The 25,277-nt window shown below is 58.4% G+C and carries 23 protein-coding genes and 2 riboswitches; of the genes, 7 read left to right on the top strand and 16 right to left on the bottom strand.

From position 1 onward, the window contains the following. Window positions 1-3 precede the first annotated feature (3 nt). From QZT71_RS03610 to QZT71_RS03585, 6 genes are all read right to left on the bottom strand, one after another. Window positions 4-1,095, bottom strand: coding sequence for a relaxase/mobilization nuclease domain-containing protein (locus tag QZT71_RS03610; protein ID WP_295912548.1), 1,092 nt, complete (start codon window positions 1,093-1,095; stop codon window positions 4-6). Then, the gene (gene mobC, locus QZT71_RS03605; RefSeq protein ID WP_295912545.1) at window positions 1,085-1,231 is read right to left on the bottom strand and encodes a plasmid mobilization relaxosome protein MobC; all 147 of its coding nucleotides are present in this window, start codon (window positions 1,229-1,231) and stop codon (window positions 1,085-1,087) included. The genes QZT71_RS03610 and mobC overlap by 11 nt, the downstream gene beginning before the upstream one ends. 36 nt (window positions 1,232-1,267) lie before the next feature. Beyond that, on the bottom strand, window positions 1,268-1,441 hold the full coding sequence (locus tag QZT71_RS03600; protein WP_295912543.1) for a hypothetical protein: 174 nt from the start codon (window positions 1,439-1,441) through the stop codon (window positions 1,268-1,270). Window positions 1,442-1,740: 299 nt separating this feature from the next. Continuing rightward, window positions 1,741-1,950, bottom strand: coding sequence for a helix-turn-helix domain-containing protein (locus tag QZT71_RS03595; RefSeq protein WP_083810164.1), 210 nt, complete (start codon window positions 1,948-1,950; stop codon window positions 1,741-1,743). Window positions 1,951-2,466: 516 nt separating this feature from the next. Beyond that, on the bottom strand, window positions 2,467-2,778 hold the full coding sequence (locus tag QZT71_RS03590) for a hypothetical protein (protein WP_295912536.1): 312 nt from the start codon (window positions 2,776-2,778) through the stop codon (window positions 2,467-2,469). Between the two features lie 36 nt (window positions 2,779-2,814). Next, window positions 2,815-3,987: a site-specific integrase gene (locus QZT71_RS03585; RefSeq protein WP_295912534.1), complete on the bottom strand. Its 1,173-nt coding sequence runs from the start codon at window positions 3,985-3,987 to the stop codon at window positions 2,815-2,817. A gap of 501 nt (window positions 3,988-4,488) precedes the next feature. Then, window positions 4,489-4,559: riboswitch (Fluoride riboswitch) on the top strand. A 134-nt stretch (window positions 4,560-4,693) separates the two neighbouring features. Here QZT71_RS03585 and QZT71_RS03580 point away from each other — a divergent pair. Together QZT71_RS03580 and QZT71_RS03575 are read left to right on the top strand one after the other, a co-directional pair. Beyond that, window positions 4,694-5,386 carry a hypothetical protein gene (locus QZT71_RS03580; protein WP_295912532.1) on the top strand — a complete coding sequence of 231 codons (693 nt, stop codon included), beginning with the start codon at window positions 4,694-4,696 and terminating at the stop codon, window positions 5,384-5,386. A gap of 22 nt (window positions 5,387-5,408) precedes the next feature. Next, window positions 5,409-6,407, top strand: a complete 999-nt coding sequence (locus tag QZT71_RS03575) for a GGGtGRT protein (protein WP_295912530.1) — start codon at window positions 5,409-5,411, stop codon at window positions 6,405-6,407. Window positions 6,408-6,490: 83 nt separating this feature from the next. On the opposite strand, the gene QZT71_RS03570 is transcribed toward QZT71_RS03575, so the two are convergent. Both QZT71_RS03570 and QZT71_RS03565 read right to left on the bottom strand, forming a co-directional pair. Continuing rightward, the gene (locus tag QZT71_RS03570) at window positions 6,491-8,773 is read right to left on the bottom strand and encodes an outer membrane beta-barrel family protein (protein WP_295912528.1); all 2,283 of its coding nucleotides are present in this window, start codon (window positions 8,771-8,773) and stop codon (window positions 6,491-6,493) included. 158 nt (window positions 8,774-8,931) lie between these two features. After that, window positions 8,932-10,623 (bottom strand): hypothetical protein, encoded by a 1,692-nt coding sequence (locus QZT71_RS03565; protein WP_295912526.1) that lies wholly within the window; start codon window positions 10,621-10,623, stop codon window positions 8,932-8,934. Between the two features lie 377 nt (window positions 10,624-11,000). On the opposite strand from QZT71_RS03565, the gene QZT71_RS03560 reads away from it, so the two are divergent. After that, window positions 11,001-12,707 (top strand): glycosyltransferase family 39 protein, encoded by a 1,707-nt coding sequence (locus QZT71_RS03560; protein WP_295912524.1) that lies wholly within the window; start codon window positions 11,001-11,003, stop codon window positions 12,705-12,707. Further along, window positions 12,704-13,072 (top strand): GtrA family protein, encoded by a 369-nt coding sequence (locus tag QZT71_RS03555; protein ID WP_295912522.1) that lies wholly within the window; start codon window positions 12,704-12,706, stop codon window positions 13,070-13,072. The genes QZT71_RS03560 and QZT71_RS03555 overlap by 4 nt, the downstream gene beginning before the upstream one ends. Before the next feature lie 82 nt (window positions 13,073-13,154). On the opposite strand, the gene QZT71_RS03550 is transcribed toward QZT71_RS03555, so the two are convergent. From QZT71_RS03550 to QZT71_RS03525, 6 genes are all read right to left on the bottom strand, one after another. Further along, entirely contained in the window at window positions 13,155-14,372 is a 1,218-nt protein-coding gene (locus tag QZT71_RS03550; protein ID WP_295912520.1) for a glycosyltransferase family 87 protein, read from the bottom strand. A gap of 4 nt (window positions 14,373-14,376) precedes the next feature. Continuing rightward, window positions 14,377-15,102, bottom strand: coding sequence for a polyprenol monophosphomannose synthase (locus QZT71_RS03545; protein WP_295912517.1), 726 nt, complete (start codon window positions 15,100-15,102; stop codon window positions 14,377-14,379). A gap of 108 nt (window positions 15,103-15,210) precedes the next feature. Further along, window positions 15,211-15,885 carry a DNA alkylation repair protein gene (locus QZT71_RS03540; RefSeq protein WP_295912514.1) on the bottom strand — a complete coding sequence of 225 codons (675 nt, stop codon included), beginning with the start codon at window positions 15,883-15,885 and terminating at the stop codon, window positions 15,211-15,213. Next, window positions 15,882-17,933, bottom strand: a complete 2,052-nt coding sequence (locus QZT71_RS03535) for a TonB-dependent receptor (protein WP_295912513.1) — start codon at window positions 17,931-17,933, stop codon at window positions 15,882-15,884. Before QZT71_RS03535 ends, QZT71_RS03540 begins: the two co-directional genes overlap by 4 nt. A gap of 4 nt (window positions 17,934-17,937) precedes the next feature. Beyond that, the gene (locus QZT71_RS03530; protein ID WP_295912510.1) at window positions 17,938-18,816 is read right to left on the bottom strand and encodes a hypothetical protein; all 879 of its coding nucleotides are present in this window, start codon (window positions 18,814-18,816) and stop codon (window positions 17,938-17,940) included. A 14-nt stretch (window positions 18,817-18,830) separates the two neighbouring features. Then, window positions 18,831-19,874, bottom strand: a complete 1,044-nt coding sequence (locus QZT71_RS03525; RefSeq protein ID WP_295912507.1) for a YncE family protein — start codon at window positions 19,872-19,874, stop codon at window positions 18,831-18,833. Window positions 19,875-19,961: 87 nt separating this feature from the next. Next, window positions 19,962-20,162: riboswitch (cobalamin riboswitch) on the bottom strand. 87 nt (window positions 20,163-20,249) lie between these two features. Here QZT71_RS03525 and QZT71_RS03520 point away from each other — a divergent pair. From QZT71_RS03520 to QZT71_RS03510, 3 genes are read left to right on the top strand one after another with little or no spacing between them, the layout of a single operon-like run. After that, entirely contained in the window at window positions 20,250-20,690 is a 441-nt protein-coding gene (locus QZT71_RS03520) for a GNAT family N-acetyltransferase (RefSeq protein WP_295912505.1), read from the top strand. Then, entirely contained in the window at window positions 20,687-23,359 is a 2,673-nt protein-coding gene (locus tag QZT71_RS03515) for an AsmA-like C-terminal region-containing protein (RefSeq protein WP_295912503.1), read from the top strand. Before QZT71_RS03520 ends, QZT71_RS03515 begins: the two co-directional genes overlap by 4 nt. Before the next feature lie 3 nt (window positions 23,360-23,362). Beyond that, complete coding sequence (locus tag QZT71_RS03510; RefSeq protein WP_295912501.1) at window positions 23,363-24,313, top strand: lysine exporter LysO family protein; 951 nt, start codon at window positions 23,363-23,365, stop codon at window positions 24,311-24,313. A 53-nt stretch (window positions 24,314-24,366) separates the two neighbouring features. Here QZT71_RS03510 and QZT71_RS03505 read toward each other — a convergent pair whose 3' ends face one another. After that, window positions 24,367-24,651, bottom strand: coding sequence for a transcriptional regulator (locus tag QZT71_RS03505; protein ID WP_295912500.1), 285 nt, complete (start codon window positions 24,649-24,651; stop codon window positions 24,367-24,369). Continuing rightward, window positions 24,644-25,276 carry a hypothetical protein gene (locus QZT71_RS03500; RefSeq protein WP_295912498.1) on the bottom strand — a complete coding sequence of 211 codons (633 nt, stop codon included), beginning with the start codon at window positions 25,274-25,276 and terminating at the stop codon, window positions 24,644-24,646. Before QZT71_RS03500 ends, QZT71_RS03505 begins: the two co-directional genes overlap by 8 nt. Window position 25,277: the final 1 nt, after the last annotated feature.

Genomic DNA, 25,277 nt, shown 5'->3' with positions numbered 1-25,277 from the left:
ACTTTAATGATGTATTATAATTTGACGTTTCTTGGTTTGCTGTTCCCGGATTCTTCGACTGCGCTCGGCCTGCTCGGCAAGCATCGCTTCGGTTGCCTGCCGGATCAGGGCTGTAATTCGTGCTATGTGTTCCTCGTGGGATTCCCCGATCCTCCGTTGCATCTGTTCCGGGGCGATTGCGTCGCAACACCCGCCCGGCGGTAAAGTTATACCGCCCGCCACGCCGAAGCCGCCCAAATCGACGGATTCGCCCGAATTACTGCGACTGCCGAACAACCCGGCGAACGCCGAACGATAACGACCTGCTGCTGCGGATAAATTCCCGACCGCCTGCGCCGAATAGCGGGGCTGTGCGACGGGAGTAACGATCCGCTGTGCCTGCGAGAAATGACGGTCTAACTTGGAGAAGCTGAAAGCCCGGTCGATCTTCGAGCCGGAAAAGGTGTAGCCCTTCATACCAAACAATACGCCCTGTCGTTGGTCGGTATTCCCGCAATACTTAAACGTTGTCGTAATACCTTGCTTCTGCAATCGCGCCTCCAGATCGCCCCATGACTTGCAACCGGGCAGACAATCCCGTACGGCATCGTAAATGGCGTATTTGGTCTTGTCCGGCTCGCGTAACCGTTCGCGCCGCACCTGCTCTTTGCCTTTCGGATAGTATAAGCCGTACTTGGCTGTAAGCTCCTTGCAAACCTTGCCGTTCCGGATTTTGATATTCTTGTCCGATATGGTCTGCCCGTTGTTTCCGACCCGGTTATAGACGATATGACAATGCGGATGCGCCTGATCGGTGTGCCGGACAATCAAAAACTGCGTGTTCCGAATCCCCATGCGCTCCATATACTCCCGTGCAATCTGCGCCATAACCGGGTCGGTCAGTCGGTCGGCATCTTTCGGGGAGAAGGATAACGATATATGTCCGACCATATTTTTGATCCGGGGATTCAATAGCGTCTGGTCTTTGAAATCGCGCACCATGTCCTGCACGTTCGGCGGCTCAATACCCTCAAAACTCAATATCCGCGACTGCTCTTTCATTACATAGCCGACCGTCGCACCAAAGGATGATCCGGCGATAATCTTACCGATCATGGCGCACCTGTTTTAGAAAGTCCTCGATCTCGGTAATGATTGCCGTGTGGGACACAATTACCGCCGCAAATCCGCCGACATTGGCTGAGCGAGTGAGTTGATTCAGGTTGCGGGCAATACCTTTCAACTGCGCCATATAATTCAGATGTTCCGGACGCATCCGCTCACGCACTCACCCGCGCCCGATAAGCTGCCGGATAATCTTGGACGGACGGCAACCCGATATGCGGGCTAACTTCTTCAGCCGGAAATAGTGTTCGCTGTCGAGCCTTGCGCTGACGATGTACTTCTGTCTTTGGGCGGCTTCCAACACCGGACGGCCGCCCTTGTTCAATTCACGTTTCATAGATTCTTTTTTAATGATTAGACCAACGGGATGACGCGCCGACCAACGGGAGAGGGGCGGTTTTCGTTTACGAAAACACAAACTTGCCACCCTACTTTACCACCCTACTTTATTGTTACCCTATGGGGAGTGCGGGCCGTTGGAAAGATTCGTCGACCTTCGCCCGAAGAGATCCGCAAAATCTCGTAGGGCGAGGTCGGCGATAGTTGCTGATCCCGTCTTTAGGTCTTGGAATTTACCACATAATTGGCTGCGTCCTGCTCGATCTCCGCGGCGGGCTTGATTCGGTTCTGGAGCAGTCAGCGCTCCAACTCCGCCCGGTCGAAATAGATGTTTTTGCCGTTGGGTTTGTAATGCGGGATACGGCTCCCGCAGGTCAGCTTGTACATGTACGTCCGGGAAATCCCGGTGTAAGTGCAAGCCTCGTCGAAAGTGAGGACATTTTTCTGCCCTGCGAGCAACTGCTCGATGCGGTTCAGCCGCTGCTCCATACTGATCTCATGTTCCATAGATAGTTTTTTAGTTAGACATGGAATAAATTATCAGCGGCAAATATAAGGGTGATTGAGGCGGATTGTTCTCATATGCTCACTCTCGCTCACTCTTGGCTGGATAAAGAGTCCTTGCGGGGATGCTGTAAGGGCTATTTGGTGTTTTTTAGGATGCCGATGTAGCTTTTGATAAGGTAGGCTCTGTAGGGAGAGTCGGAATTGATTGCGCAATACTTTGCACTTGAGAGCGTGTTGCGGCTTATGGGCTTGCCGTTGAGCGATACGAAGCACTTATGCTTTGCTGCTACGGCTTGCCAAATAGGAGTAATTAACTGCTCTTCGCCCAAGATGTGGAAAATGTAACAAAGTGTACGGGCATTGCAAACGATCAACGGTTCTTTGAGCCTGCACATGAACAAGGCGGCGACCGTATTTGTATCGACTTCTGGCTGGAATACACGTTGGCCGTTGAACAACTCGGTCAAGGCCGTTAACTGCCTATTGTTGAGTGAAGCAAGAAAATTGATATTCATGTCAAAGAAGCAAGGCCTGTGCTTTAAATGTTTCTTTGATTCCTTGTTTTAAGAATTCACTTTGGGTATCTATTGCTCTTTTTTCCGCTTCTTTTTCTATGTCCGACAAATTTTTTCGACAATCAATTTGTTGTTTATGATGATGAGCAAGATAATCAACTACATTGTTTATTGTCATTTCTTTAATTGGTTGATGTCCACCTAATCCGTTAATAATAAGCGTCTCTGCTAATATTTTGACGGATAAATCTTCTTTTGCAGCCAATAGGATATTAGCTGAAAAGATTCTTATGATGTCCTGTATATTCCCCATAACTTATTGATTTTATCGCAAATATAAATTAAAAACTTAAATTGTCAACTCCGGCAAGGCATTAACCGCCTTTTCTTTGAGCGAATCGACGGCACGGGTGTATTTCTCCGTGTGCTTTAATCCGCTGTGGCCAAGCAGGGACGCGACAGTCTTAATATCGGTGTGACACTCGCCGAGTAGATTCACGGCAAAGCTGTGGCGGGCGCAATGCCATGTAATGTGCTTCTCAATCCCGGCGCGGGCAACCCAGATGCGGAGTGCCTTTAGGCATCCGGTGTGGCTCGGCAACGTGAAGATCACCCCGTCTTTTTCGGGGCGTTCGCCGATCAGCTTCAAGAGCGTATTGCTTAATGGGATCGTCACGATCGAATGCGTCGAGTGCCCGGTGGTCTTGTTCTGATCGAAACGAATTGTCTTGTTGGCATAATCGACATTGCTGTATTTCAGATCGACCACATCGCAATACCTCAATCCTGCGTACAGGCAGAATAGGAACGCCCGGCGGATGTCGGTATTCTGGTACGGGGTATTTGCGAGTTGTGCAATCTCCTCAAGACTTAACACGTCCTTTCTTAATGCTGTGTCATCAACAACGCACGGAACGCCTGTACAGGGATTCTTTAGCAGAATGTCTTGGTCTATGGCATATTTGATAACCTTTTTGAATCGTTGGAAAAATCCCCTTGCCCCCTCGCCGAAAGAGTGCTGTTGCAGATAGTCCACGAATTTGATCATCATCTCCTTGGTCATCTGATCTGGCTTGATATTGGTCTGCATGCTCGGATAGGATTCCGCAAGAAATCCCCGGAACCGTCGCAGGCAACCCTCCATCATCCGAATGTCTTTCTTCTTGTAGCTCTTTACATAGGCATCGAAGAACTCCAGAAAATTGATTTTCTGCTTCACGGGTGCGGCCTTGTCGTACCGACGGGCAACCAACACCTTTTCCTTGTCGATGCGAATTTCTGCGGCGAGGGCTAACGTTTCCTTGTTCTTTTGGCGTTCTTCCGGTGTGCGGGGATTCGGCAGCAGGTAAAGCCCCAAGTATTCTTTCGAGCGGATGTGCTTGATATGCTCTTTACCCGTCACCTCGTCGATCACCTTGTTGTAACCCATGTAATACTCCAGATACAAACTTTGCCGACCGTCGGCCAGCGTTTTTTGCATCAATTTTGGATTTTCTTTGGTCTTTGCTTGCAATTTTGCCATAATCCCGGAATTTAGTAGTTTTGTATCTTCCTGATCTTATGGTGCAAAGATATATAATTATTTTTTAATTCAGGGTGTAATAAAGGTGTAAAAAATAACGAAAAACACTCAAAACAAGCTCAAATGGCAGAGTTGTAAATATTTATAAAATGCTAATAATAAGTATTTTATATTCTTTTGCTTGGATAGTATTATATAGGTTGTGTATCGGCTCCGGGTACTTTTCAAAAATGCCAATGATTTGATTGTCAAATTATTGGCATTTTTATTTGTCTTGAATTGGGCAAATATTGGGCATTTTTTGAATACACAATATTTATTTGCCTGATTTTTCTTTGAAAATCCATATTTAAGGAAGCCGGGCACATATGGGGCGCTTTTGTAAAACACCAAGCAGTTTATTTATAACAGCTTGGTGTATTTATTTAGTCATGCATGGTCGCTGCTTGGACATGTTTTCCGCGAAACCGGAAAATAATTCCGAATAAAATGATACTTTTGTTCCGATACAGCAATGGTATCTGCCTTTAACCGCCGCCCGGTCGGGGTGTGCTGATGATACCTACGAGATAATGGTCCGAACCATTGAATGTAGGTATTATGACGGTAAATAAACAGACTATACGATTGGAAGTTACGAATGCAAGGAGTCGTAACGGGATTTGTTTTGCAATTGTTTTACGATAATAAATACACACCGGACATTATGATTTATTCACAGGAAGTGCAGCACATGTGCTGCGTCAAGAAAGGAGCCAATCACCCGTCGGCTCCGATCCCCGAAGAGGGCAAATGGGTACGGGCGAAAGAGATCCGTGATATTTCCGGACTGACGCATGGCGTGGGTTGGTGCGCACCGCAGCAGGGGGCCTGCAAACTGACGCTTAACATCAAGGAGGGCATCATTCAGGAGGCGCTGGTCGAAACGATCGGCTGCTCGGGTATGACCCACTCTGCGGCGATGGCTTCGGAAATCCTGCCGGGCAAAACCATCCTCGAGGCGCTGAACACCGACCTGGTGTGCGATGCCATCAATACGGCCATGCGGGAATTGTTCCTGCAGATCGTCTACGGACGCAGCCAGTCTGCTTTTTCCGAGGGCGGTCTGGCGGTCGGGGCATCGCTCGAAGACCTCGGCAAAGGGCTTCGCAGTCAGGTCGGCACCATGTTCGGCACGCTGTCCAAGGGCACGCGCTATCTCGAAATGGCCGAGGGATACTGTACCCGAATGGGGCTGGATGCCGACGGCGAGGTAGTCGGCTACGAATTCGTCCATATGGGAAAAGTGATGGACATGGTCAAACAGGGCATGGATGCCAACGAAGCCCTCGAAAAAGCGAAAGGCACCTATGGACGTTTCGCCGAGGCGGTGAAATACATCGATCCCCGCAAAGAGTAGAATCCGAAAAACCGACAGAATCATGGCAAATTTATTTGGAAGTTACGAGCGACGCATCGACCGGATCGATGCCGCGCTGGCAAAATACGGAATCAACGGCATCGACGGGGCCAAGGCCCTATGCGAAGCCAAAGGCATCGACCCCTATAAGATGTGCGAGCAGACCCAGTCCATCTGTTTCGAGAATGCGAAATGGGCTTATGTCGTAGGTGCGGCCATTGCCGTCAAAAAGGGCTGCAAGACGGCTGCCGAAGCTGCCGAGGCCATCGGCGAAGGGTTGCAGGCATTTTGCATCCCTGGCTCGGTGGCCGACGACCGTAAGGTGGGCATCGGTCACGGCAACCTCGCGGCCCGCTTGCTGCGTGAAGAAACCGGATGCTTTGCGTTCCTGGCCGGACACGAGTCGTTCGCGGCGGCCGAAGGCGCCATCAAAATCGCGGAAATGGCGAATAAGGTTCGCAGGACGCCGCTGCGCGTTATCCTGAACGGCCTGGGCAAGGACGCCGCGCTGATTATCTCGCGTATCAACGGCTTTACTTATGTGCAGACCGAATTCGATTATGCGACCGGAGAGTTGAGGATTGTTCGCGAGAAGGCCTATTCCGACGGGTTGCGCGCCAAGGTGCGCTGTTACGGTGTGGACGACGTGCGCGAAGGCGTGGCGGTCATGCACCACGAAAAGGTCGACGTGTCGATTACGGGTAACTCCACCAATCCGACCCGTTTCCAGCACCCGGTGGCCGGTACTTACAAAAAGGAGTGCGGTGAACGGGGAAAGAAATACTTCTCGGTGGCTTCGGGCGGCGGCACGGGGCGCACGCTGCATCCGGATAACATGGCTGCCGGCCCCGCCTCGTACGGCATGACCGACACGATGGGCCGCATGCACTCCGACGCACAGTTCGCCGGCTCGTCGTCGGTTCCTGCGCATGTCGAGATGATGGGTTTCCTCGGTATGGGCAACAATCCGATGGTCGGCGCCACGGTTGCGGTTGCCGTTGCGGTCGAGCAGGCGCGATAACCCTGCTGCCGTCCGGAATACGGGGCGTGCGGGCTGTTCTGGCACTGTATGCCTCGTTTTCCTGTGCCGGGCGCCGGGAAGCGTCAGTGCCCGAACCGCGAGGTATCCACTTTTCGGTGTTTTTTCTCCTTGTAGCTGCCGAAACGGTAGGCGAAATGCACCGTAACCGAACGTGTATACGCTCCGGAGTCCATGTCGAGGTATTGCCCGCGGTAGCGGACTTTTGCAAACGGCAGCGAGTGCTCGAAAATATCGTTGCACCGTACCGAGAGCGTTGCGCGTCCTTTGTCGAAAGTCCACTTGGCCCCGGCGTTGACGCTCCAGGAGGCATCGACGTCGTAGGTGCCCTGGATGGCCGCCGTCTGGTAATGTCCCGAGAGTTCGAGCGTCAGGTCGGGTTTGCGGATCAGGCGGATGGTGTTGTCGAGCTCTCCCCGGCCCAGCCACTTCGAACGGTCGAAGGCCATGTCGTGGAACGTGTCGCAGCGCTGGGTCATCCGCAGCCCGGTCAGGGTCAGGCGCGTGTCGAGCCATTTGCCGATACGCAGCGGGAGGATTACATTCGCGCCCCATTGGCGGTTGGTATTCCAGTTGAGCGTCTGGTAGACGAGCGCCAGCCTGTCCGGCGCCTGCCATGCCGTCTGGATGAAATAGTCGGGCATTTCGTTCCAGAAGAGCATGAAGATGTATTTCTGTTTGTACATATAAAGCGCCTGCCCGCTGTAGCTTTTCGACGGACGCAGCCCGGGCGTGCCGCGGATTTCCGAATATCCGTCGATGTAGGAGGTCGCCTCCTGCATCTCCCAGTAGGAGGGGTAGGTTTTGTCCGAGGAGAGCGAGAACTGCAGGAGGTGCCCCTCGGCCGGTGTCCAGAGCAGCGTCGCCTGCGGATAGAGCGACCAGTTGTCGTAACCGCCCAATCGGTAGTATTCGCCTGCGGCCGAAAACGAGAAGCTGCCTTTGGAGAATTGTTTGCTGAAACCCGCATAGAGGTTGGCGGTGTATTCGTCGAGGTGCGAATCGGTGTTTTCGGCCGCCGTACCGCCCTCGCGGAACGTGTAGTGCTGGTAGTCGTGATCGCCCGCCCAGCCGAATACGCCGCCGTAGGTCAGCTCCCATCCTTTGCCGACGCCGTGCGCCTGGTCGAGGCTGAAACTGATGCGGTCGACGGTCTGGCCCGATAAGACGTCGAATGCCGTTTCGCTTCCGTCGGCGTACCTGTTTTGCATGGCCGCCGACTGCGTGCTGCTGTAACGGGTGTAGTCGAGCGACAGGTCGGGGCCGGAAACCGGGGTGTAGCGCAGCGAGGCGTTATGCATCGCATTGTCGCCGCGGGGCGAACTGACCGAATTGACGAGGCTGCCGGTTGCCCGCGAGAGCCCGTCGTTGCGCGGGGTGAACGAGGCGGTATACGCCGCGCTCAAACGGCCTTTGCCCTCGGGGGCGTATTCCGCGGCGGCACGCAATTGGTGCCAGGTGGCTTCGTTCGTGATATTCTGGTTCTGGATGATTTCGTGCAGCCTGCCGGCGAGCGTATGCTGCGAGTTAAGGTCGATGATGCGTTTGGCTTTGACCTGCCCGGTCGAATAGGTCGCCTCGGCCGACCACTTCGGAGCGGTGAAAACGATGTTTCCGCCCGCATCCCAGTTGCTGTAAAACCGGTTCGTGTAGTTGCCGTGCACCTCGCCCGAGAACGCATGTTCGCTGCCGCGCCGCAGGACGAGGTTGATTGCCGCGCCGCGCACGTGGTACTGCGGCGGTGCGCTGTACATCACTTCGGCCTTTTCGATGCGGTCGACAGGCGTCGACCGCAGCAGCGAGGCGAGCTGTTCGGCGCTCATCGTCGTGGGTTTCCCGTTCAGGATTACCGCGACGCTTCCGGCTCCGGTGAGCGTGAGGGTGCCGTCCTGCTCGCTGACGCCCGGCAGTTTGGCAAGGGCTTCGTAGGCGTTGTTCACCGCCTTGCCTTTCGATACGGCCTCCAGGTCGTAGGCCAGCCGTCCCTGCTCGACCCGCACGATGGGTTTCTCTCCCTCGACGACGACTGCCTCGAGCGAATTCGCGCTTTCGTGCAGCTCGGTTTCGCCCGTGTCGTCGCAATCGGACGCGAGCGTTTGCATTTCGTAGGCGAGATGTTGGAAAAGCAGGCGGTAAGGCCGTACGGCGGATTGAATCGAAAAGCGGCCGTCGGCGTCGGAAGCCGCTGCGGCGACATAGGTGGAGTCGGCGTCGAGCATTACGATTGCCACGCCCACGATGGGTTGGCGCGCCTGGTCGACCACGCGACCCCGTACGCTTTGTGCGGAACTCCGCCCCGCAGCGAGGAGGGCTACCGAATATACGAGTAAAAGCAGGATACGTTTCATAACTTCGCTTGGATTTTTTCGTTTGGTTTTCCAATTGCAAAGTTAAGCGGCAAACCGGCTTGCCGGTGCAGGATTATTCTTGCCGCGTTGTTTGTAAGGCGTTGAATGACAGGTGGGTTTGTGGACGGAGATCTTGCCGGGCTGCGGGGCGGCCTTGCCTATTGGAAAAAACGGATGAAAAACGCCTTGTCGGCGGCCGGCGACTCGGCGAGCCTCCGCTTGAGTTTCGATTTGAGCGTATAGACGCCGTTCAGCGTCATGTCGAGCATGACGCTGATTTCCTGCGGCGAGAAGCCCGCGATGACCAGTGCCGCGAAATCGTAATTGCGCGCAGTCCATCCGGGCAGTTGTCTGCGCAGGCGGGTGACGGCCTCGTCGTTGTAAAGGTCGGCCATGCGGACGATATCCGCGAGCATGGCCGGGCTCAATGCCAGTTCTTTCATCTTCGCCGTCAGGCGCTGGCTCTCACCGTAGGTGTAGTAGGTCGATGCGATGTCGCGGAGCAGGGCGAACCGGCTCTCCAGCGAACGTTTGACAGCGGCTTCCCGTTCGTCGGAGGCGTCGAGCCGCGAGGTGAGGCTGTCGTGCGATTCGCGGTAGGAGTCCAGCAGTGCGAGGTATTCGCTCAACTGCGCGTCCCTGCGGCGGAGTTTGCGGCGGTAGCCGACGACCGCCCAGGCAATGGCTCCGGCGAGCAGCAGGCAGGCCAGCGTGGCAATCCATGCGCGGTAACGCAGGCCCGCTTCGCGCAGCGCCGTTTCGTTCGCCGTGCGGTATTTCTTTTCCAGTTCGGCGACCAGCGCGCCCCGCTGCGCCTGGTCGATTGAATCGCGTTTGTCGATGTATTCCATTGCGTACGACAGGGCACGGGAGTCCTCTCCGCGCTGGTGGTGGATGGCCGAAGCGATGGTGTAGAGGCCGACGTTGTTCCGGTCGAAGTGCGAAATTTGCGCCAGCGAACGGTCGATGTAGTAGCGGGCGGAGTCGGTTTGCCCGGCCCGGTAGAAAATAACGGCCGAGGCGATGTCGTAGAGCGTGCGGTCGTTGTCGTCGGCCGATGCCGCCCCGTGGGTCAGCGGCGCCGTCCTGATTTCCCCGGGGTCGATGCGCGCGCGTTCTCCGAGCAGCTGTTCCGGCGTTAGATCTTCGGCGAAAGTGTGGTATATCAGGTTCTGTAACGTGATTTGCTGGGCGAAGAAACGGAATGCGAGCGTGTCGCGCGCCTCGATTAGCGGGGCGAGCGTTTCGATAGCCTTCGCATAGCGCCCGGCGGTGTACTGGGCCGACGAGAGCATGAAGCGGCTGTATCCCTCCAACTCCGCGTCGTCCCTTTCCTGTGCCACGGCGATGGCCTTCGTGAAAATCTCCTCGGCCTCGGTGTCATATCCCTGTGCGAGGTAGAGCAGCCCCAGCGTGTGGTAGAGCGCGCCGAGCAGTTCGGACATGCCGTTGTTTTGCCGGTGGCGTTCCGCATACAGGGTCGCCTGCGTATATCCTCTGATTGCCTCCTTGAGATCTCCGGCGTTGTGGTGCGCCTGCGCGTAATAGTACCAGGCATAGGCCGCACCGGTGCCGTGTCCGCTGCGCTCGTAGTAGTCCAGGGCAGGGCGTATCAGCGAGTCGCTTTGCAGTTTCTGCCCCGCGCGGTTGCAGGCCTGTGCGAGCATCAGGCGCCGCCGGGCGTCCGTGGCAGGTGCCAGCGTGGCGGCGTCGATGCCCCGGAGTATTTGCAGGGCACTGTCGGGACGGTCGTTGACGAACCGTTCCGCCGAGGATAAAAGCCCCTCTGCGGCCTTGTTCCCGCATCCGGCGGCGAAGAGGCAAAAAAATATGGCGGCAGCGTATTTCATCACCTGCAAAAGTAATATTTCTTTTCGTTCGGTGCATTCCCCACGGATAAAAATGTCGGAACAAAGGGCCTCCGGGAACAGGCGGGACGGCAGAAACCGGTCGCTGCCGGATTCCATGAAACAGGCCCTGCGGTTTACAGGGCCTGTTGTTTCGTTTTGCGGGAATTTCAGTCGGCGGCGGGGATGTTCAGCTCCTGCAGGATGCTTTTGAGCTCGCCGATGTGTATGGCAAGGTCGTTCTCCGTGGCTGCGACTTGCTCCGTTCGTTTTGCAGTGCTTCGGCAACGCCTCCGTTAAGTAGGGTTTTATCGGGCCGGCCGCCTCTTTCGACTGCGTGTGGCGCAAAACCGATAAATTTTGTTACCTTTGTCGTCTGTATGAAAGCATCGCTCAAAAAGATCTGTGCGTCGCTCGGCGCCGACGGGTTGGTAGCCCTCTGGCTCGGCGTATGGTGGGTGTGCAACCTCGTGCAGGCCGGTTTCTCCGAACTGGCCAACGACGAGGCCTATTACCACATGTTCGCCGAAAACCTCGCATGGGGCTATTTCGACCATCCGCCGATGACGGCATTGCTGATTTGGCTCGGAGAGCATCTTTTCGGCGGGGAGTTGGGCGTGCGTTTCTTCTTTACGGCCTTACAGCCGCTGTGCCTCTATATCCTGTGGCGCATTATCCGCCCTGCCGACGCCGACCGGGGCGATGCGGCGCTTTATGTCGTACTGTCGGCCGCAACGCTCATGTTGCAGCTCTACGGTTTTATCGCCGTACCCGACGGCCCGCTGATGATGACAGCGGCGCTGTTCCTGCTGACGTTCAAGTGGTTCTCCGAAAAACGGCGGTGGGCATGGCTTTGGATGGGCATTGCCATGGCCCTGATGGCATACAGCAAGTACCACGGGGCGCTGGTCGTGCTTTTCGCCCTTGCGGCGAATCCCCGCCTGTTGCTGCGTCCGGCCCTCTACGTGAGCGGCGCGGTGGCCGTATTGCTGCTCGTGCCGCATTTCATGTGGCAGTACGAACACGACTGGGCTTCGTTCGCGTACCACCTCGCGGGCCGCAATTCGGTATTCCGCCCCGGTTACGTGGCCGAATACCTGTTGAACCTGCTCGTGGTGTTCAATCCGTTCTTCGTGCCGCTGTACGTCCGGGCATGGATTGCCGTGAAGCCGCAGGATGCCGTCGGCCGGGCTCTGAAATTCCTTCCCGTCGCGTTCATCGTTTTTTTCCTGATAACGACGTTCCGCGGGTACGTGCAGCCCCAGTGGGTGATTGTGGCTGTTTTTGGCCTGCTCTATACGCTCTTTACCTATGCCCGCCGCCATCCCCGCACACGCCGCTACCTGATGCGGGCCGGATGGGTGACCATAGCGCTGGTCGCATTGGTACGCCTCGAAATGATTTTCAATCCGCTGGGTATCCGTTTCGAGGTGTTCGACAACCGCACGAGTTACGGCCGAATCGCCGAAATCGCCGCCGGGCGTCCCGTCGTTTTCCGCCACGGGTATGCCGTCGCGGCCAAATACGCTTTCTATACCGGAGCCGAGGCGTATTGCCAGCCCAATGTCCGCTATCGGACGCACCAGTGGCAGTTCCGGGACGACGATTCGCGTTTTACGGGCCGCGAGGTGCTGGTCGAAACGCCGTACGACCCTTCCGATACGACGGGCCGCGTTCACAGCGTCGTGCTGCCCAACGGCAAACGTTTCACGTGGCTGGACGATCCGCATTTCCATCCGACGCGCCTGGTGGACATCTCCTTCACGGGACTACCCGGGCGGGTTGCTGCAGGCGATACGCTGCGCCTTTCGCTGCGGATTGCCAATCCCTATCCGTTCCGGATCGAACTGGGCGGCGACCGTTCGCTCGTGATGCTCTGGAAACACGGCCGTTTCCGCGTCGAGGAGTTCGACACCGGAGAGCGGTTTATCATCCCTGCGGAGGAGGAAATCGTACGGGATGTCGAATTCGTCGTTCCGGCACAGTTGGCCGGGGCGGATTTCGATGCGGGATTTGCCCTGCGCCGCGAGGGATATACGAACTGGTTTAACGGAAAACCCCTCCGCACGGAGGTTATTGCGCAATGATAGAACAATTCATCAAATTCTGTGTCGTGGGCGGCTCCGGAGTCTTTGTCGATTTCGGAATAACCTATGTCTGCAAGGAGTGGCTGCGCCTGAATAAATACGTGGCCAACTCGGTGGGCTTCCTCTGCGCCTCGACCACGAATTACATCCTGAACCGCATCTGGACATTCCACAACGAGAACCCGGATATTGCGGGACAGTATCTCCGTTTCCTGGGTATCGCCGCCATCGGTCTGCTGATAAACAACCTGACCATCTATGTGCTGCACGGCCGTTTCCGCCTGAACTTCTACCTGGCAAAACTGTTCGCCATCGGCGTGGTCACGTTCTGGAACTTCTTTATGAACTATTTCTTTACGTTCTGATTCTTTTGCCGGGGCACAGCGGAAAACCAGCCCGGTGCAACGGGACGGAACGAAAAAAGGCGGGATTCGAATCCCGCCTTTTTTATGCCGCCTGTGCCGGCCCGGCCAATCGTTCGGGCGTTCGGATGAACGCCGTGTAGCAGATCCGCAGCCACATCGCCACGAGCAGCCACAGGTTGAGTTGGATTCCGTAGAAAATGCGCATCACCGCAGGCGGGCAGAGAATGTCGACGGGCATGACGACCACTACGATGAAAATCGCCCAGTAGAGCAGCCTGTCCGCGCGGGTCAGCGCCCCGGCCCGGTGCATCGTCCAGTACCACAGCTGGTATCCGATCAGCGAGATTACATAGGTGTGCCCCTCGCTCGAATTGCTGAACAGGATGACGTATCCCATCAGGACGGCGAGGCTCGCGATGCGGAAAAACGGGGCCTGCCATTTGCGCCGGTTGGCCAGCACGCCGACGGCCAGCAGGGCGAGGACGCCCGCCTGTACGTATGTCCGGTAGGGAAGCAGGTTCAGCGGCCGCAGGTAAAAGACGTTCATCCACGTGCGGGTGTCCTTGTGCGACATCAGCGCCCCGAACCATTCGCCGTAATAGGACGGAAGCCCGGAAAAAGGCATGGCGACGGCCGGGGCCGCGGCCAGCACGACGGCGATGAGCAGGGCGTAGCCCGCGTTGCGCCAGAAATGCGGATAGAAAAGGAGCATCGCCAGCTGGAAGATGCCGTATATCTTGGTGAATCCGGAAATCATAATCAGCAGTACCGCCCAGAACGCCTTGTCGCGTTCGAGCAGCGAATAGGCGAACAGGAACATGCAGGCGACCGTCACGTTGTATTGGAACGACAGCTGCGTGCAGGCCAGTATCAGGAATGTGAAGAGGAACGACTTGCACTTCTCCTGACGCGTGAAGCGTCCGGGCAGGGTGAAGATTGCCAGGAACCACAGCGTGAAGTTGAAAACGTTCCAAGCGAACGGGCCCAGCCATGCGGGCAGGTAGGCGAACGGCGCGAAGAGCACGTTGAACAGCGGCCCGTAGAGGTAGTAGTCGAGGTGGGGCGCCAACTGCGACCAGTTGTCGCCGTAGGGGGCGATGTGGTTCCAGAAGAGTCTGGTCGATTCGGCGAAAATCATGAAATTCCTGTGCCGTCCGTGTGCCACCTCCGAAAAGGTCAGTCCGAGCACAGCCAGCAGCCCCAGCAGATAAAGGTTGCGCGGGTTGAGGAAGAACGCGCCGATTCGCCGCCAAACGGAGCCGTTCGAACCCGGCTGCGGCCCGAGGTGTCCCTGTTGCATGGCGTTACGGTCTTTTTGCGGCTGCGATTTTGCGGAAAGGAAGCCCCAGTACGCCGAAGAAAGCCTCGCGGAAAATGCCTCCGCTCATTTTCGAAGAGCCTTCGCGGCGCTCGACGAAGATAATCGACACCTCCTTGAGTTTCAGCCCGAGGCGCCATGCCGAATATTTCATTTCGATTTGGAATCCGTAGCCTTTCATCTTCACGGCGTCGAGGTCGATGGTTTCGAGCGCATGGCGCGAATAGCAGACGAAGCCTGCCGTGGCGTCGCGCAGGGGCATGCGCGTGACGATACGTACGTACATCGACGCGAAGTAGGACATCAGCAGGCGCGACATAGGCCAGTTGACCACGTTCACGCCCTCGACGTAGCGCGAGCCGACCACCACGTCGTTGCCCTCGGCCGCCGCCCGGTACAGCCGCACCAGGTCGTCGGGGTTGTGCGAGAAGTCGCAGTCCATTTCGCAGATGTAGTCGAAACCGTTGTCCAGTCCCCAGCGGAATCCCATCAGGTAAGCCGTTCCCAGGCCCAGTTTGCCGCTGCGCTCCAGCAGGTGCAGCGTTGCGGGAAACTCTTTCTGGCGCTCCTTGACGATGGCGGCGGTGCCGTCGGGCGAGCCGTCGTCGATGACGAGCAGTTCGAACGGTTCGGGCAGCGAAAATACCTTGTCGATCATCGCCGAGATATTCTCTTTCTCGTTGTAGGTCGGGATAATTACCAGTTTGCGCATAGGGGCTTGTTTTGGAATTTCTTACACAAAGGTAACATTATTTTGCGAATGTGAGCCGTGCCGCACGATTTTCTGCGGCGCAGATGCCGCCTGCGGCCTGTATACGGATTATTTGCGCCGTTTCATGGCGCGTATTTCCTGCTTGGCTGCGTCGCTCACGCGGTACGATTCGACGATTTTCTGCAGCGACTTGTTGAACGTCCAGTCGTCGAGCGAGCAGCTCTCCAGCCATGCGTGCGTACGCTCCGGGAATTTGATGTAGCAGACCGATACGGCCCATGCCACGCCCATGCGGGCGTAATAGGCTTCGTGGCGGATGCCGTCGAGCAGCTGCAGGAGGTCTTCTATGTGCGCCTGGTCGACGAAATTCCCCAGGGCCATCACTACGGCGAAACGCACTTCGTATTCGGCTTCGGAGCGGAAGCGGGGCCGGATGAACTCCCACATCGGCTGCCGCTCCGCGGCTTTCAGTCGCCAGCAGAAGCAGTCGCAGACCGCCCAGTTGTCTATCTTGGGGATGAACCGGGCCACGTGCTCCAGCTTTTCGGCCGGGTCGCAGCGGGCGTAGCTTATGACCATTCCCTGCAGCATCCGTTCCTCGAAGTAGAAGTCTCCGGCTTGGGCCAGGTAGGCACGCCAGTCGCCGGCGGCGATTTCGCGTGCTATTTTGCGCAGCAGGGGCAGGCGTATGCCCAGCACGTTTTCGACGCCGGGCATCAGCGCCGAGGTGAATTTCATGTACTTCGGCTCGCACAGTTCGAGCAGTTGGTCGCGGAGCGTCATCGTTTGCGGAATTTCGGGGTTATGCCGATGAAGAACGAAACGTTGAGGCGCGGCATCGGGCGCGAAAGTACCGATTCGTACTCTTCGTTGAGCAGGTTGTGTATGCAGCCTTTGAGCGAGAACGAAGCCAGCCTGCATTCGAGGCGCTTTTCGAGCGAAAGGTCGCTCATGAAATAGGGCTTCACGCGGCCCAGCACGCCCAGGTCGTTGCTCGACATGGTGTAGCGTTCGCTGTACCAGTTCCATTTGTAGGCCACCTCCCAGCGGCGCCATTGTACGCGTGCGATGAACGCCGCCGAGTAGACCGGGATGTAGACGAGCTGTTTGCCTACCGAGCGGTCGGCCGGACTGAATTTGTCGCCCCGGTTAATCGAGCGTGTCCATGCGAAATTCCCGTCGAGGAGCAGCCGCCAGCCGCTGCGGGTCGCGGCGTCGGCCGAAAGTTTGGCCTCTGCGCCGTAGCTGTGTACCCGGCGGATGTTGATCGGCGTGTAGATACCCAGTTTGGGGCTGCCGATCCAGAGTATCCAGTCGTCGATGCGCGAGTCGAATACCGTGGCCGAGGCGCGCAGCGAGCGGTCGTCGCCCTTGAGCGCCGTTTCGATGCCGGCGTCGAATGTCCAGCCCCGTTCGGGTTTGAGGTCCTTGTTGCCGCCGGGACGGAAATAGAGGTCGTTGAGCGTGGGGTAGCGGTAGTTGCGCGCCGCCGATGCCTTGATGACGACATTGCCCCGGCGCGAAAGCAGGTAGTCGGCGAACAGGGCCGGAATGGCGGGTGTCGTGCGGTCGCCGTAAAGTTCCCACCGGATGTCGGCGGCGATGCCCAGCCGCGGTGCGGGCCGCCATTTGACGGCGGCGAATGCCGAAAGCTCGAACCGCTCCTGTTTGTACAGCGTATCGGCCCGCAGGCCGTTGCTGTTGATTACTGAAAGGTCGCCGCTGCGCACGCGATGCTGGTGCAGGGCGACATTCGCCGAGAAGAGCCACTTCTCGCCGGCGGCGTATTCCGCTTCGGCTTTGGCGAAAAGGGTGTGGATGCGGCTCCGGGCGTCGGTCATGGCGGAGAAATTGCCTTTGCCCTCCGCGTCGGCCAGCAGCAGGTAGCGCAGATCCGTATAGGTATAGCCGGCCCGTGCCCCGAGCTTGAGGCCGCTGCGAAGCCTTTCCCAGCCCGCGACGGCACGCAGCGTGCGTTCGTCCTGCGTGTTCTTTTTCTGTTTGGATTTGTTGCGGTCGCCGCTCAACATGGCCAGCCCCCGGTGCGAGTCGAGGTACCACGCCGCGATTGACAGCCGGTCGCCGCCCCGCGTGGTGTGGTAGAGTTCCTGCAGGACGTGCAGGTCGCGGAATCCGCCGTTGCGGTTGCGTTGCAACGGGTAATAACTGCCTGTGATGTTGCCGTTTTCGTCCGTGACGAAATCTTTGGTGTCGTAGTTGCGGAATTTGAAATCGTTGTCCGAAGTGCTGTAAAGTACGCGTGTCGAACTGCTCCACCTCGCTCCGCCGTAGGTCAGGTGCAGGAATTCGTCGAACGTGGTGAACGATCCGATGCCCTGTACGTAGCGCAGTCCGAGCCCCTTCTCCGTGGGTGCCTGGGTCGCCAGCGTCACGGCACCGCCCAGTCCGCCGCCGGTGACGCCCACCGAACTGGCACCGTGGTAAACGGTGGCGTCGTCGATGAAATAGGCCGGTATCAGCGAGAAATCCACCTGTCCCAGCATCGGCGAGTTGACTTTCATGTCGTTCCATGTCACCTGCGTATGCGAGGGGGCCGTGCCGCGGAACGAGGCCGTGGCAAGCGTGGCGCGGCCGTAGGATTTGATGAAAATCGTCGAGCCGACGGCCAGCGCGTCGGCCAGCGAAGCGGTGATGTTGTCGCGCAGGACGATTGTGTCGAGTTCCGTGCGCTGTACGCCGATTTCTTTCATCGGACGGCGGCCTGCGATCTCCACCCGTTCGATGGCGATGGGACGCTCCGTCGTGTCGCGCTGCGCGGCGGCAGGCGCGGCGCAGGCGAGGCAGAGGAGTATCGTCGCAGTACGCAGCACGCGGTTAATTGCTTTTCGTTACGGTACGGTAGCAGCCGAGGCCGCATACCTCGGTCGAAATTTCGCCGATCAGCGGCGCCTGGGCGTTCACGCCCGTCTGCACCCGGATGAAGTCGATTTGCATGAGGTTGGCCGGTGCGCCGTCATGCGTTACGGCGTCGCTGATGCGGAACCGGTTGGCCATGCCTTTGCGGTCGATGGTCGAATAATTGTCGGCGTATCCCCACATGTAGGCCTTGGCCGTCCATAAGTCGCCGACTCGTTCGACGTTGTCCGGCAGCCGGGAGCCCGTGAACGTCAGCTCGTCCTGTGCAATCCAGAGCGGATAATAGGTGGCCTGCTTGTGCTCGTCGATGCGCTCGATTTCGCCGCTGTTGCGCTGGTTGTCCGTCCATGCGACGGGTTGGTTGTCGCCTGCGGGACGGGTGTAGGTGACCTCATAGCCGCGAATCGTGTTCGCATGGTCGTACTCGCTGCCTTTCAGTTCGTACCACTTGTCGGGTTTCCCGTCGCCGTCGGCATCCTGTGCGACCCATACGATGCCCGGTTCCGACGAGGTGTCCATCGAGTTGCCCAGCACGTAAATATCGTAACCGCCCGTATTGGGTACGGGTTCGGCGAACGCAGCCTCGATATAGCCGCCCCAGCCGCCGAGCGAAACCCACTCTTTCGCGGCAAAGCGCTTCTCGACGTACCGGCATGCCTTGTCGGGCGTGTCGACGTCGTCGAAGCGGCCCAGTGTCCCGTTGATGAACTGTCCCGGTGCGGGGGTGTACTCGATGATTGTGGCGACAGGTTCCATGATTTCGGTGGTGGTGATCTCCTCGCCGGAGTTGCAGGCGGCGAGCAGGAGCGCCGCAAACGGAAATGCGTATTTTTTCATTTTTCCAAGTGTTTTTACGGTTTGAAACAGAAGCCTCCGGGGGTGACGCCCACGCGGAGCGTGTCGACGGCGGCCCCGCGCGCCGTGAAACGGTAAACCACGCCGTGCTGCACGTAGTCGATGGCATCGGCCACATAAACCTCCGACGTGTACGGGTCGACCGCCACTTCGTAATAAATCGTTTCGGTGTAAGGCAGGAAAGGCGTCGCAGGCAGCGATGTGGCGTCGATTCGCATGCGCCATACGTCGCGGTTGATAAAATAAAGCGTGTCGCGGGTGCCGTTGAGCGTTACGGACGAGGGGTGGTCGCCCGGGGGGAACGCGAATGTCTGTTCGATGCGGCGCGATGCGGCGTCGATGCGGTAGAGCGCCGCCGGGACGCCGGCCGTGCGTCCGTCGGTTACGGTCCAGATTTTCCCGTTGCGGTCTATTGCCAGCGATGAGGGCTGCGGCCCGACCTGAATCGAGTCGACGAGTTGTTCGCGGGCGGCGTCCACCACCAGTATCTTGTCGTCGTAAGACCAGCAGTTGACGAAAACCTCGTCGTTCCACTGCACCATCTGCTCGGTCGACTTGTGGCCGTTGGTGGGGATGCGGTTGCGGATGCGGTTGGTGCGGGTGTCGATTACCGTAATGCGCGGGTCGTAGAGATCGGTTATGTAGGCCGTCGTGTCGTTGGGAAAATGGATGTAGCGCGGCGATACGACGCCCTCGATCAGCCCCGTGACGCGGAACGTCGCCGGGTCGATGACGTATACCGCGCCGGAGTTGTTCACCACGACGTAGCCGCGGCCGCCGTGCAGGGCCATCGACTGCGCCACGTCGCCCAGTTTCATGCCGTTGGCGCGGATGAAGATTTCGTTTTCGACTTTCCGCGCCGTGGGGTCGTAGAACGACAGCGACGCGTTGTCCCAGCCGAAATTGCCCTCTGAAGTGATGAAAACCCCGCGCTGCGGATTGGCGAACGGCTCCTCCTCGAGCGGCCCGTAATCCATGCAGGCGCAGCAGCATGCAGCGCAGGCCCACAAAACCGCCGTATGTCGTAAACCCTGTTTCATCGGATTCGAAAAATCTGCGGCGGAGCGGAACGTGTCGTGTGTTGGTGACGTGTCGACTTGTTGCCTCCCCATTCTCCGCAGGGTGCATAATGGTTGAACGACATCGGCAGGTCTTCTGACTTGTTACCGTTCCGGCGCCTTCCCGTCCCGGGGGACAGTGGCCAAAGAGTGCCGGATCATGTTGCGTAACTCACAGCAGCGGGAACTGTTGCCGGTTTTCACGGCATTCCCTTTTAATCCCCTGCGCCTTTCCGGGGCGCTGCGGGAACCGATGCGATGCAAAAGTAATCTTTTTTCGGAAGAACGCCGCAAGGATTCGTGCAAAAAGTCGGGGTTTCGGAAAAAAGATTAACTTTGTCGGAAATAACAGGCAGTATGGCAGTCGAAATAGGGCAGGTTACGGAGGTTTCCGAAGCACTCGTCGAGGCGTTCGAAAGGCTGATGCCGCAGCTTTCGCCGCGGCTGGGTGCACTTTCGCGCGAGGCACTCCGGCGCGTGGTGGAAAACGATCGGACGGTGTTGCTGGCGGCTGTTGCCGACGGGCGGATTGCCGGGGTGCTGACCCTTGCGTGGTACGACGCACCTTCGGGCCGCAAGGCGTGGATAGAGGATGTGGTGGTCGACGCCGCGGCACGCGGGTGCGGTGCGGGTGAAGCGCTCGTACGGGCTGCCGTGGAGCACGCTGCCCGCATCGGGGCCGGACGGGTGATGCTGACCTCCAATCCGGCGCGCGGGGCAGCCCGGGCGCTCTACCGTAAAGTCGGATTCGAAGAGGCGGAAACCACGGTTTTTGCCTTAAAAGCAGATAAGAGATGAAAAAATTCGTGAAGATTGTGGCCATTGTCGTGGCCGTTTTCGTGGTGGTGGCTATCGTGGCGCCGATGGTGTTGCGGGGTAAGATTGCCGAAATCGTGAAACGCGAGGCAAACGATATGCTCGATGCCCGGCTCGATTTCGAGAAGCTGGACATCAGCCTGCTGCGCCATTTTCCCCGCGCATCGCTCGAACTGAAGGGGCTGACCGTCGTGGGTGTGGAGCCGTTCGGCGGCGATACGATTGTTGCGGCCCGCCGTATTTCGGTGGTCGTGAACCTGATGTCGCTTTTCGGCGACGAGGGGTTCGAGGTGTCGAAGATTATCCTTGCCCAGCCTGCGCTGCATGCGCATAAACTGGCCGACGGACGTGTTAACTGGGATATTGTGAAGTCCCCGGGTGAGGCGCCCGCGCAAGAGGAGTCCGGTGCGGACGAACCCTCGTCGTTCCGCCTTTCGGTGCGTGATTTCCGCATCGGCGACGCCACGATTCGTTACGAGGACGACTCGACGGGCATGCGTTTCGTGGCGACACCCCTTTCGCTGCGCCTGCGGGGCGATATGTCGGCCGACCAAACCGATCTCGACCTGCGGTTGACGGCCGGGGGACTGCGCCTGGTGTCGGGCGGGGTGCCGTTGTTGAGCGACGCCGAGGCGGAACTCAATGCCGTGATTGCGGCCGATTTGAAGAACAACCGCTTTACCTTTTCGAACAACCGCCTGCGCCTGAATGCCATCGAAGTGGCGCTGGACGGCTGGGTTCAGTTGAAAGACGACGCTGTGGCCATGGACCTTACGGCGGGCTGCGACAAGGTGCAGTTCAAGGATGTCCTTTCGCTCGTGCCGGCCTTCTACACCCGCGATTTCCGCAACCTTTCGGCCAGCGGCGAGCTTGCGATGGCTCTTTGGGCCCGCGGCGAAATGCGGGGTCCGGCGCTTCCGGCATTCGAACTGAAAACCGAGGTGCGCAACGGCAGTTTTCAGTATTCGTCGCTGCCCAAGGCGGTCGACGGCATCAACATAGCCGTACGGGTCGCCAATCCCGGCGGCGTGATGGATAAAACGGAGGTCGACCTTTCGAAATTCACCCTCCGCATGGCGGGCAACTCCCTTTCGGCGTCGGCCTACGCCACGAACCTCGTCAGCGACCCGGTGTTCCGCGCCGCAGCCGACGGACGTGTCGATTTGGGGGCTGTGAAAGAGGTGTACCCCCTTGAAAAGAGCGTCGAATTGAGCGGCCTGATTACGGCCGATGTGAAAGTGTCGGGCCGGATGTCGGATGTGGAAAAAAGCCGCTACGAACAAATAGGCGCCGCGGGTACGTTCGTCGTCGAGAAACTCGGGCTGACGATGCCCGGACTGCCTGCCGTGCAGATTCGCCGTGCCGCGGCCACGATTACGCCCGCTTCGATGACCCTCGGTGAGTTCGGCCTTACGGTGGGCCGGAGCGATTTGGCGGCCAACGGCCAGTTGTCGGGTTATATCGGTTACCTGCTGCGCGGCGATGTGCTGTCGGGCCGTCTTTATGTGAAATCCGACCTGCTGGATTTGAACGAGATTATGGATGCCGTGCCGGCTTCGGAGCAGACCCCGGAGGAGGCCGAGCCTGCCGAACCGGCAGCGCCCGTGCAGGTGCTCGAGATGCCGCGCAACCTGAACCTCTCGCTCAATACCGAGCTGCAGAAAGTCCTGTTCCAGAAGATGACCATCGGGGCCGTTGCGGGCGAAATGCGCGTGGCCGGCGGCGTGCTGTCGCTGAACCGGCTGCGCATGCAGCTTTTCGGCGGTTCGGGCACTGCTTCGGGCAGTTACTCGACCTCCGACCCGCAGCATCCCGCGCTCAAACTGGCGCTGGGCCTTTCGGGGGCCTCGTTCTCCAAAACTTTCGACGAACTGGAGATGGTGCAGAAACTCGTGCCGCTGTTTGCCAAGACGGGCGGCGACTATTCGCTGTCGCTCGACATGACGGCCGCGCTCGACGGGCAGATGTCACCCGACTTGCAGTCGATTAACGCCACGGGCGAAATCAAGTCGGCCAACATCCATATACAGAACCTCGAAGCGTTCGATGCATTGGCCAAAGCGCTCGATAACGACAAACTGCGTAAAATCGAAGCCCGGGATGTCGCCATCCGTTTCGCCATCCGCGACGGGCGCATCACCACGCAGCCTTTCGACCTGAAAATGGGCGATATAAAAATCAACATGTCGGGCTCGACGGGCCTTGACCAGACGATTGATTATACGGCCCGGGTGGCGTTGCCGTCCGGCTCGACGGGCGGTATCCTGCAGTCGATCGACGTCGGCATAGGCGGTACGTTCTCGGCGCCGAAGATTACGCTCGGCGTGAAAGAAGCCGCGCAGCAGGCCGTGAAGAACGTTATCGACCAGCAGGTGCAGAAACTCACGGGCAGCGAGTCGCTCGGCGAGGAGATCAAAAAGCAGGCGGACAACCTTCGTGCGGAGGCCAAACGGGCGGGTGATAAGCTCGTCGAGGCCGCCGAGGCGCAGCGTGCCAAACTCGTGGACGCCGCCAAGGAGAAGGGCGCCCTTGCCAAACTGGCCGCCGAAAAGGCCGGCGACAAGCTGGTCGACGAAGCGAAGAAACAGGCCGACAAACTGGCTGCCGAGGCCGACAGGCAAATCGAAAAACTCACGGCAAAGCAGCAGTAGGGAATGCTTGTTATCTTTGCCGTCATTATCGGAGGAATCGTCACGGGGCGCCTGCTTTCAAGCTGGCGCCTCGCCTTCGTCAGCCGTGCGATTACGGTTGTCATCTGGCTGCTGTTGTTCCTGCTCGGGCTGGAGGTCGGCTCCGACCCCGCCGTCGCGCGCAGTATGGCGATTCTCGGCCGCACAGCTTTCGTGATTTTCGTGTTTTCCGTCGCGGGAAGCATCGGCGCATCGTGGCTGCTGTGGCGCTGTGTCCGGGGACGCGGAGCCGTTGCGGCCGGGGCGGGCACTGCAGGAAACGCCGTTGCGCAGGGCGACGGACCCGTAGGCTCCCGTTCGGTAGGGAATGCCCTGAAAGGGAGTCTGGTGATTATCGCCTTTTTCGTGGCGGGATGCGTGGCAGGACTTTGGGCCGTCGTGCCGTTCGATGTTGCGGGTTCGCGCGCCAGCAGCTATGTGCTCTATGTGCTGATGTTCTGTGTGGGCGTCACGCTCGGTAACGACACGACCCTCGCGGGACGCGTCCGGCGGCTCGATCCGCGGCTGGCGCTGCTGCCCGTGATGACGGCCGGGGGAACGCTGGCCGGGGCTGCCCTTGCGACCCCTCTTCTCCAGCCGCTGGGTGTGGGCGATACGCTGGCCGTCGGCGCCGGGTTCGGTTATTACTCCCTGTCGAGTATCTTTATCGCCGACCTGCGGGGTGCGGAGCTGGGAACGGTGGCCCTGCTGTGCAACGTGATGCGCGAGTTGTTCACACTGCTGGCCGCGCCTCTGGTGGCCCGGTGGTTCGGCCCCCTGGCTGCGGTTTCGATCGGCGGGGCGACTACGTTCGACACGACGCTGCCCATCATCACGCAGGCAGCCGGAAAGCCCTATGCCGTGGTGTCGATTTTTCACGGCTGCATGCTCGATTTCAGCGTCCCTTTTCTGGTGACGTTCTTCTGTACGATGTAGTTCCTCCTGGTGAAAAAGCCCCGCCGGAGGGCGGGGCGTAAGTCTGCGGCGGGCTATTTCCGGATGTAGGTTTGCAGCGCCGCGACATATTCCGCGAAGGCGTCCTGTCCCGTGTCCGTGATGCGGCAGATGGTGCAGGGCATCTTTCCGCGGAATGTCTTTTCAATCTCGATATAACCCGCTTTGGCCAGCTTGTCGAGCTGTACCGAGAGGTTGCCAGCCGTCGCCCCGGTCTGTTGCCGGATAAAGACGAAGTCGGCGCTCTCGACTCCGATGAGGATCGACATCACCGCCAGGCGCAGTTCGGAATGGAGCAGGGGATTCAGTTCTTTAAACACGGTCGCGGCGTTCGTTGTAGCGCAGTACGAAACCCGTTCCGAAAAACAGGATTACAGCGGCTGCGAGGGTGAGGATAAACTGTATGACGGCTTCTCCGACAGCGGCAGCCCGGAAAATCCATGCTGCGAGAAATGCGCCCGAAATGCTGGTGAACAACAGTCCGACCAGCGAACCGCTTTGGTTGGACTTGTTGGCTTCGTTGCGTCGGAACAGTTCGCCTGTGACGCCGGTAGCAATGGCGGCACCCAGGGTGAGCAGTCCCATGGCGGGCAGGTGCATTTCGTCGCCCGTGGTGGCGTAAGCCGCGGTATAGAGGCATACGCCGAGGGCATAGCACCAGACGTTCATGAGCGTCCGGTCGTTGGCCGTGACCGTGCGGTGTTTCCGGTAATAAAAGCCGAGCGCCGCCGCTCCTGCTGCTATTCCTGCCAGGACGAGCGCCAGCGTTATATCTTTGCCGGTCGTTCGGCGGACGATGAAATCCGCTGTGGCGATGGCAACGGCCAGCAGGCCGGCGCCGAAGAAAAGCGTGCTGCGCATGAAATGCAGCTTGTGGCGCCGCGCTTCGAGCGTGCCGGTTATCAGGTCGAGAGCCTCTTTTTCGGATAGTTTCTTCTCTTCCATA

The sequence above is a fragment of the uncultured Alistipes sp. genome, from assembly GCF_902388705.1.
Lineage (GTDB): Bacteria > Bacteroidota > Bacteroidia > Bacteroidales > Rikenellaceae > Alistipes.
This window is presented reverse-complemented; position numbering and strand designations above follow the sequence as displayed.

What these genes read in the sequence shown, in the direction of transcription:
- QZT71_RS03565 (WP_295912526.1), bottom strand. Translation starts at nt 10,623, where the DNA reads ATGAAATACGCTGCCGCCATATTTTTTTGCCTCTTCGCCGCCGGATGC.
- QZT71_RS03610 (WP_295912548.1), bottom strand. Translation starts at nt 1,095, where the DNA reads ATGATCGGTAAGATTATCGCCGGATCATCCTTTGGTGCGACGGTCGGC.
- QZT71_RS03575 (WP_295912530.1), top strand. Translation starts at nt 5,409, where the DNA reads ATGGCAAATTTATTTGGAAGTTACGAGCGACGCATCGACCGGATCGAT.
- QZT71_RS03530 (WP_295912510.1), bottom strand. Translation starts at nt 18,816, where the DNA reads ATGAAAAAATACGCATTTCCGTTTGCGGCGCTCCTGCTCGCCGCCTGC.
- QZT71_RS03585 (WP_295912534.1), bottom strand. Translation starts at nt 3,987, where the DNA reads ATGGCAAAATTGCAAGCAAAGACCAAAGAAAATCCAAAATTGATGCAA.
- QZT71_RS03560 (WP_295912524.1), top strand. Translation starts at nt 11,001, where the DNA reads ATGAAAGCATCGCTCAAAAAGATCTGTGCGTCGCTCGGCGCCGACGGG.
- QZT71_RS03515 (WP_295912503.1), top strand. Translation starts at nt 20,687, where the DNA reads ATGAAAAAATTCGTGAAGATTGTGGCCATTGTCGTGGCCGTTTTCGTG.
- QZT71_RS03540 (WP_295912514.1), bottom strand. Translation starts at nt 15,885, where the DNA reads ATGACGCTCCGCGACCAACTGCTCGAACTGTGCGAGCCGAAGTACATG.
- QZT71_RS03510 (WP_295912501.1), top strand. Translation starts at nt 23,363, where the DNA reads ATGCTTGTTATCTTTGCCGTCATTATCGGAGGAATCGTCACGGGGCGC.
- QZT71_RS03525 (WP_295912507.1), bottom strand. Translation starts at nt 19,874, where the DNA reads ATGAAACAGGGTTTACGACATACGGCGGTTTTGTGGGCCTGCGCTGCA.
- QZT71_RS03545 (WP_295912517.1), bottom strand. Translation starts at nt 15,102, where the DNA reads ATGCGCAAACTGGTAATTATCCCGACCTACAACGAGAAAGAGAATATC.
- QZT71_RS03590 (WP_295912536.1), bottom strand. Translation starts at nt 2,778, where the DNA reads ATGGGGAATATACAGGACATCATAAGAATCTTTTCAGCTAATATCCTA.
- QZT71_RS03600 (WP_295912543.1), bottom strand. Translation starts at nt 1,441, where the DNA reads ATGAAACGTGAATTGAACAAGGGCGGCCGTCCGGTGTTGGAAGCCGCC.
- QZT71_RS03550 (WP_295912520.1), bottom strand. Translation starts at nt 14,372, where the DNA reads ATGCAACAGGGACACCTCGGGCCGCAGCCGGGTTCGAACGGCTCCGTT.
- QZT71_RS03570 (WP_295912528.1), bottom strand. Translation starts at nt 8,773, where the DNA reads ATGAAACGTATCCTGCTTTTACTCGTATATTCGGTAGCCCTCCTCGCT.
- QZT71_RS03580 (WP_295912532.1), top strand. Translation starts at nt 4,694, where the DNA reads ATGATTTATTCACAGGAAGTGCAGCACATGTGCTGCGTCAAGAAAGGA.
- mobC (WP_295912545.1), bottom strand. Translation starts at nt 1,231, where the DNA reads ATGGCGCAGTTGAAAGGTATTGCCCGCAACCTGAATCAACTCACTCGC.
- QZT71_RS03595 (WP_083810164.1), bottom strand. Translation starts at nt 1,950, where the DNA reads ATGGAACATGAGATCAGTATGGAGCAGCGGCTGAACCGCATCGAGCAG.
- QZT71_RS03555 (WP_295912522.1), top strand. Translation starts at nt 12,704, where the DNA reads ATGATAGAACAATTCATCAAATTCTGTGTCGTGGGCGGCTCCGGAGTC.
- QZT71_RS03500 (WP_295912498.1), bottom strand. Translation starts at nt 25,276, where the DNA reads ATGGAAGAGAAGAAACTATCCGAAAAAGAGGCTCTCGACCTGATAACC.
- QZT71_RS03520 (WP_295912505.1), top strand. Translation starts at nt 20,250, where the DNA reads ATGGCAGTCGAAATAGGGCAGGTTACGGAGGTTTCCGAAGCACTCGTC.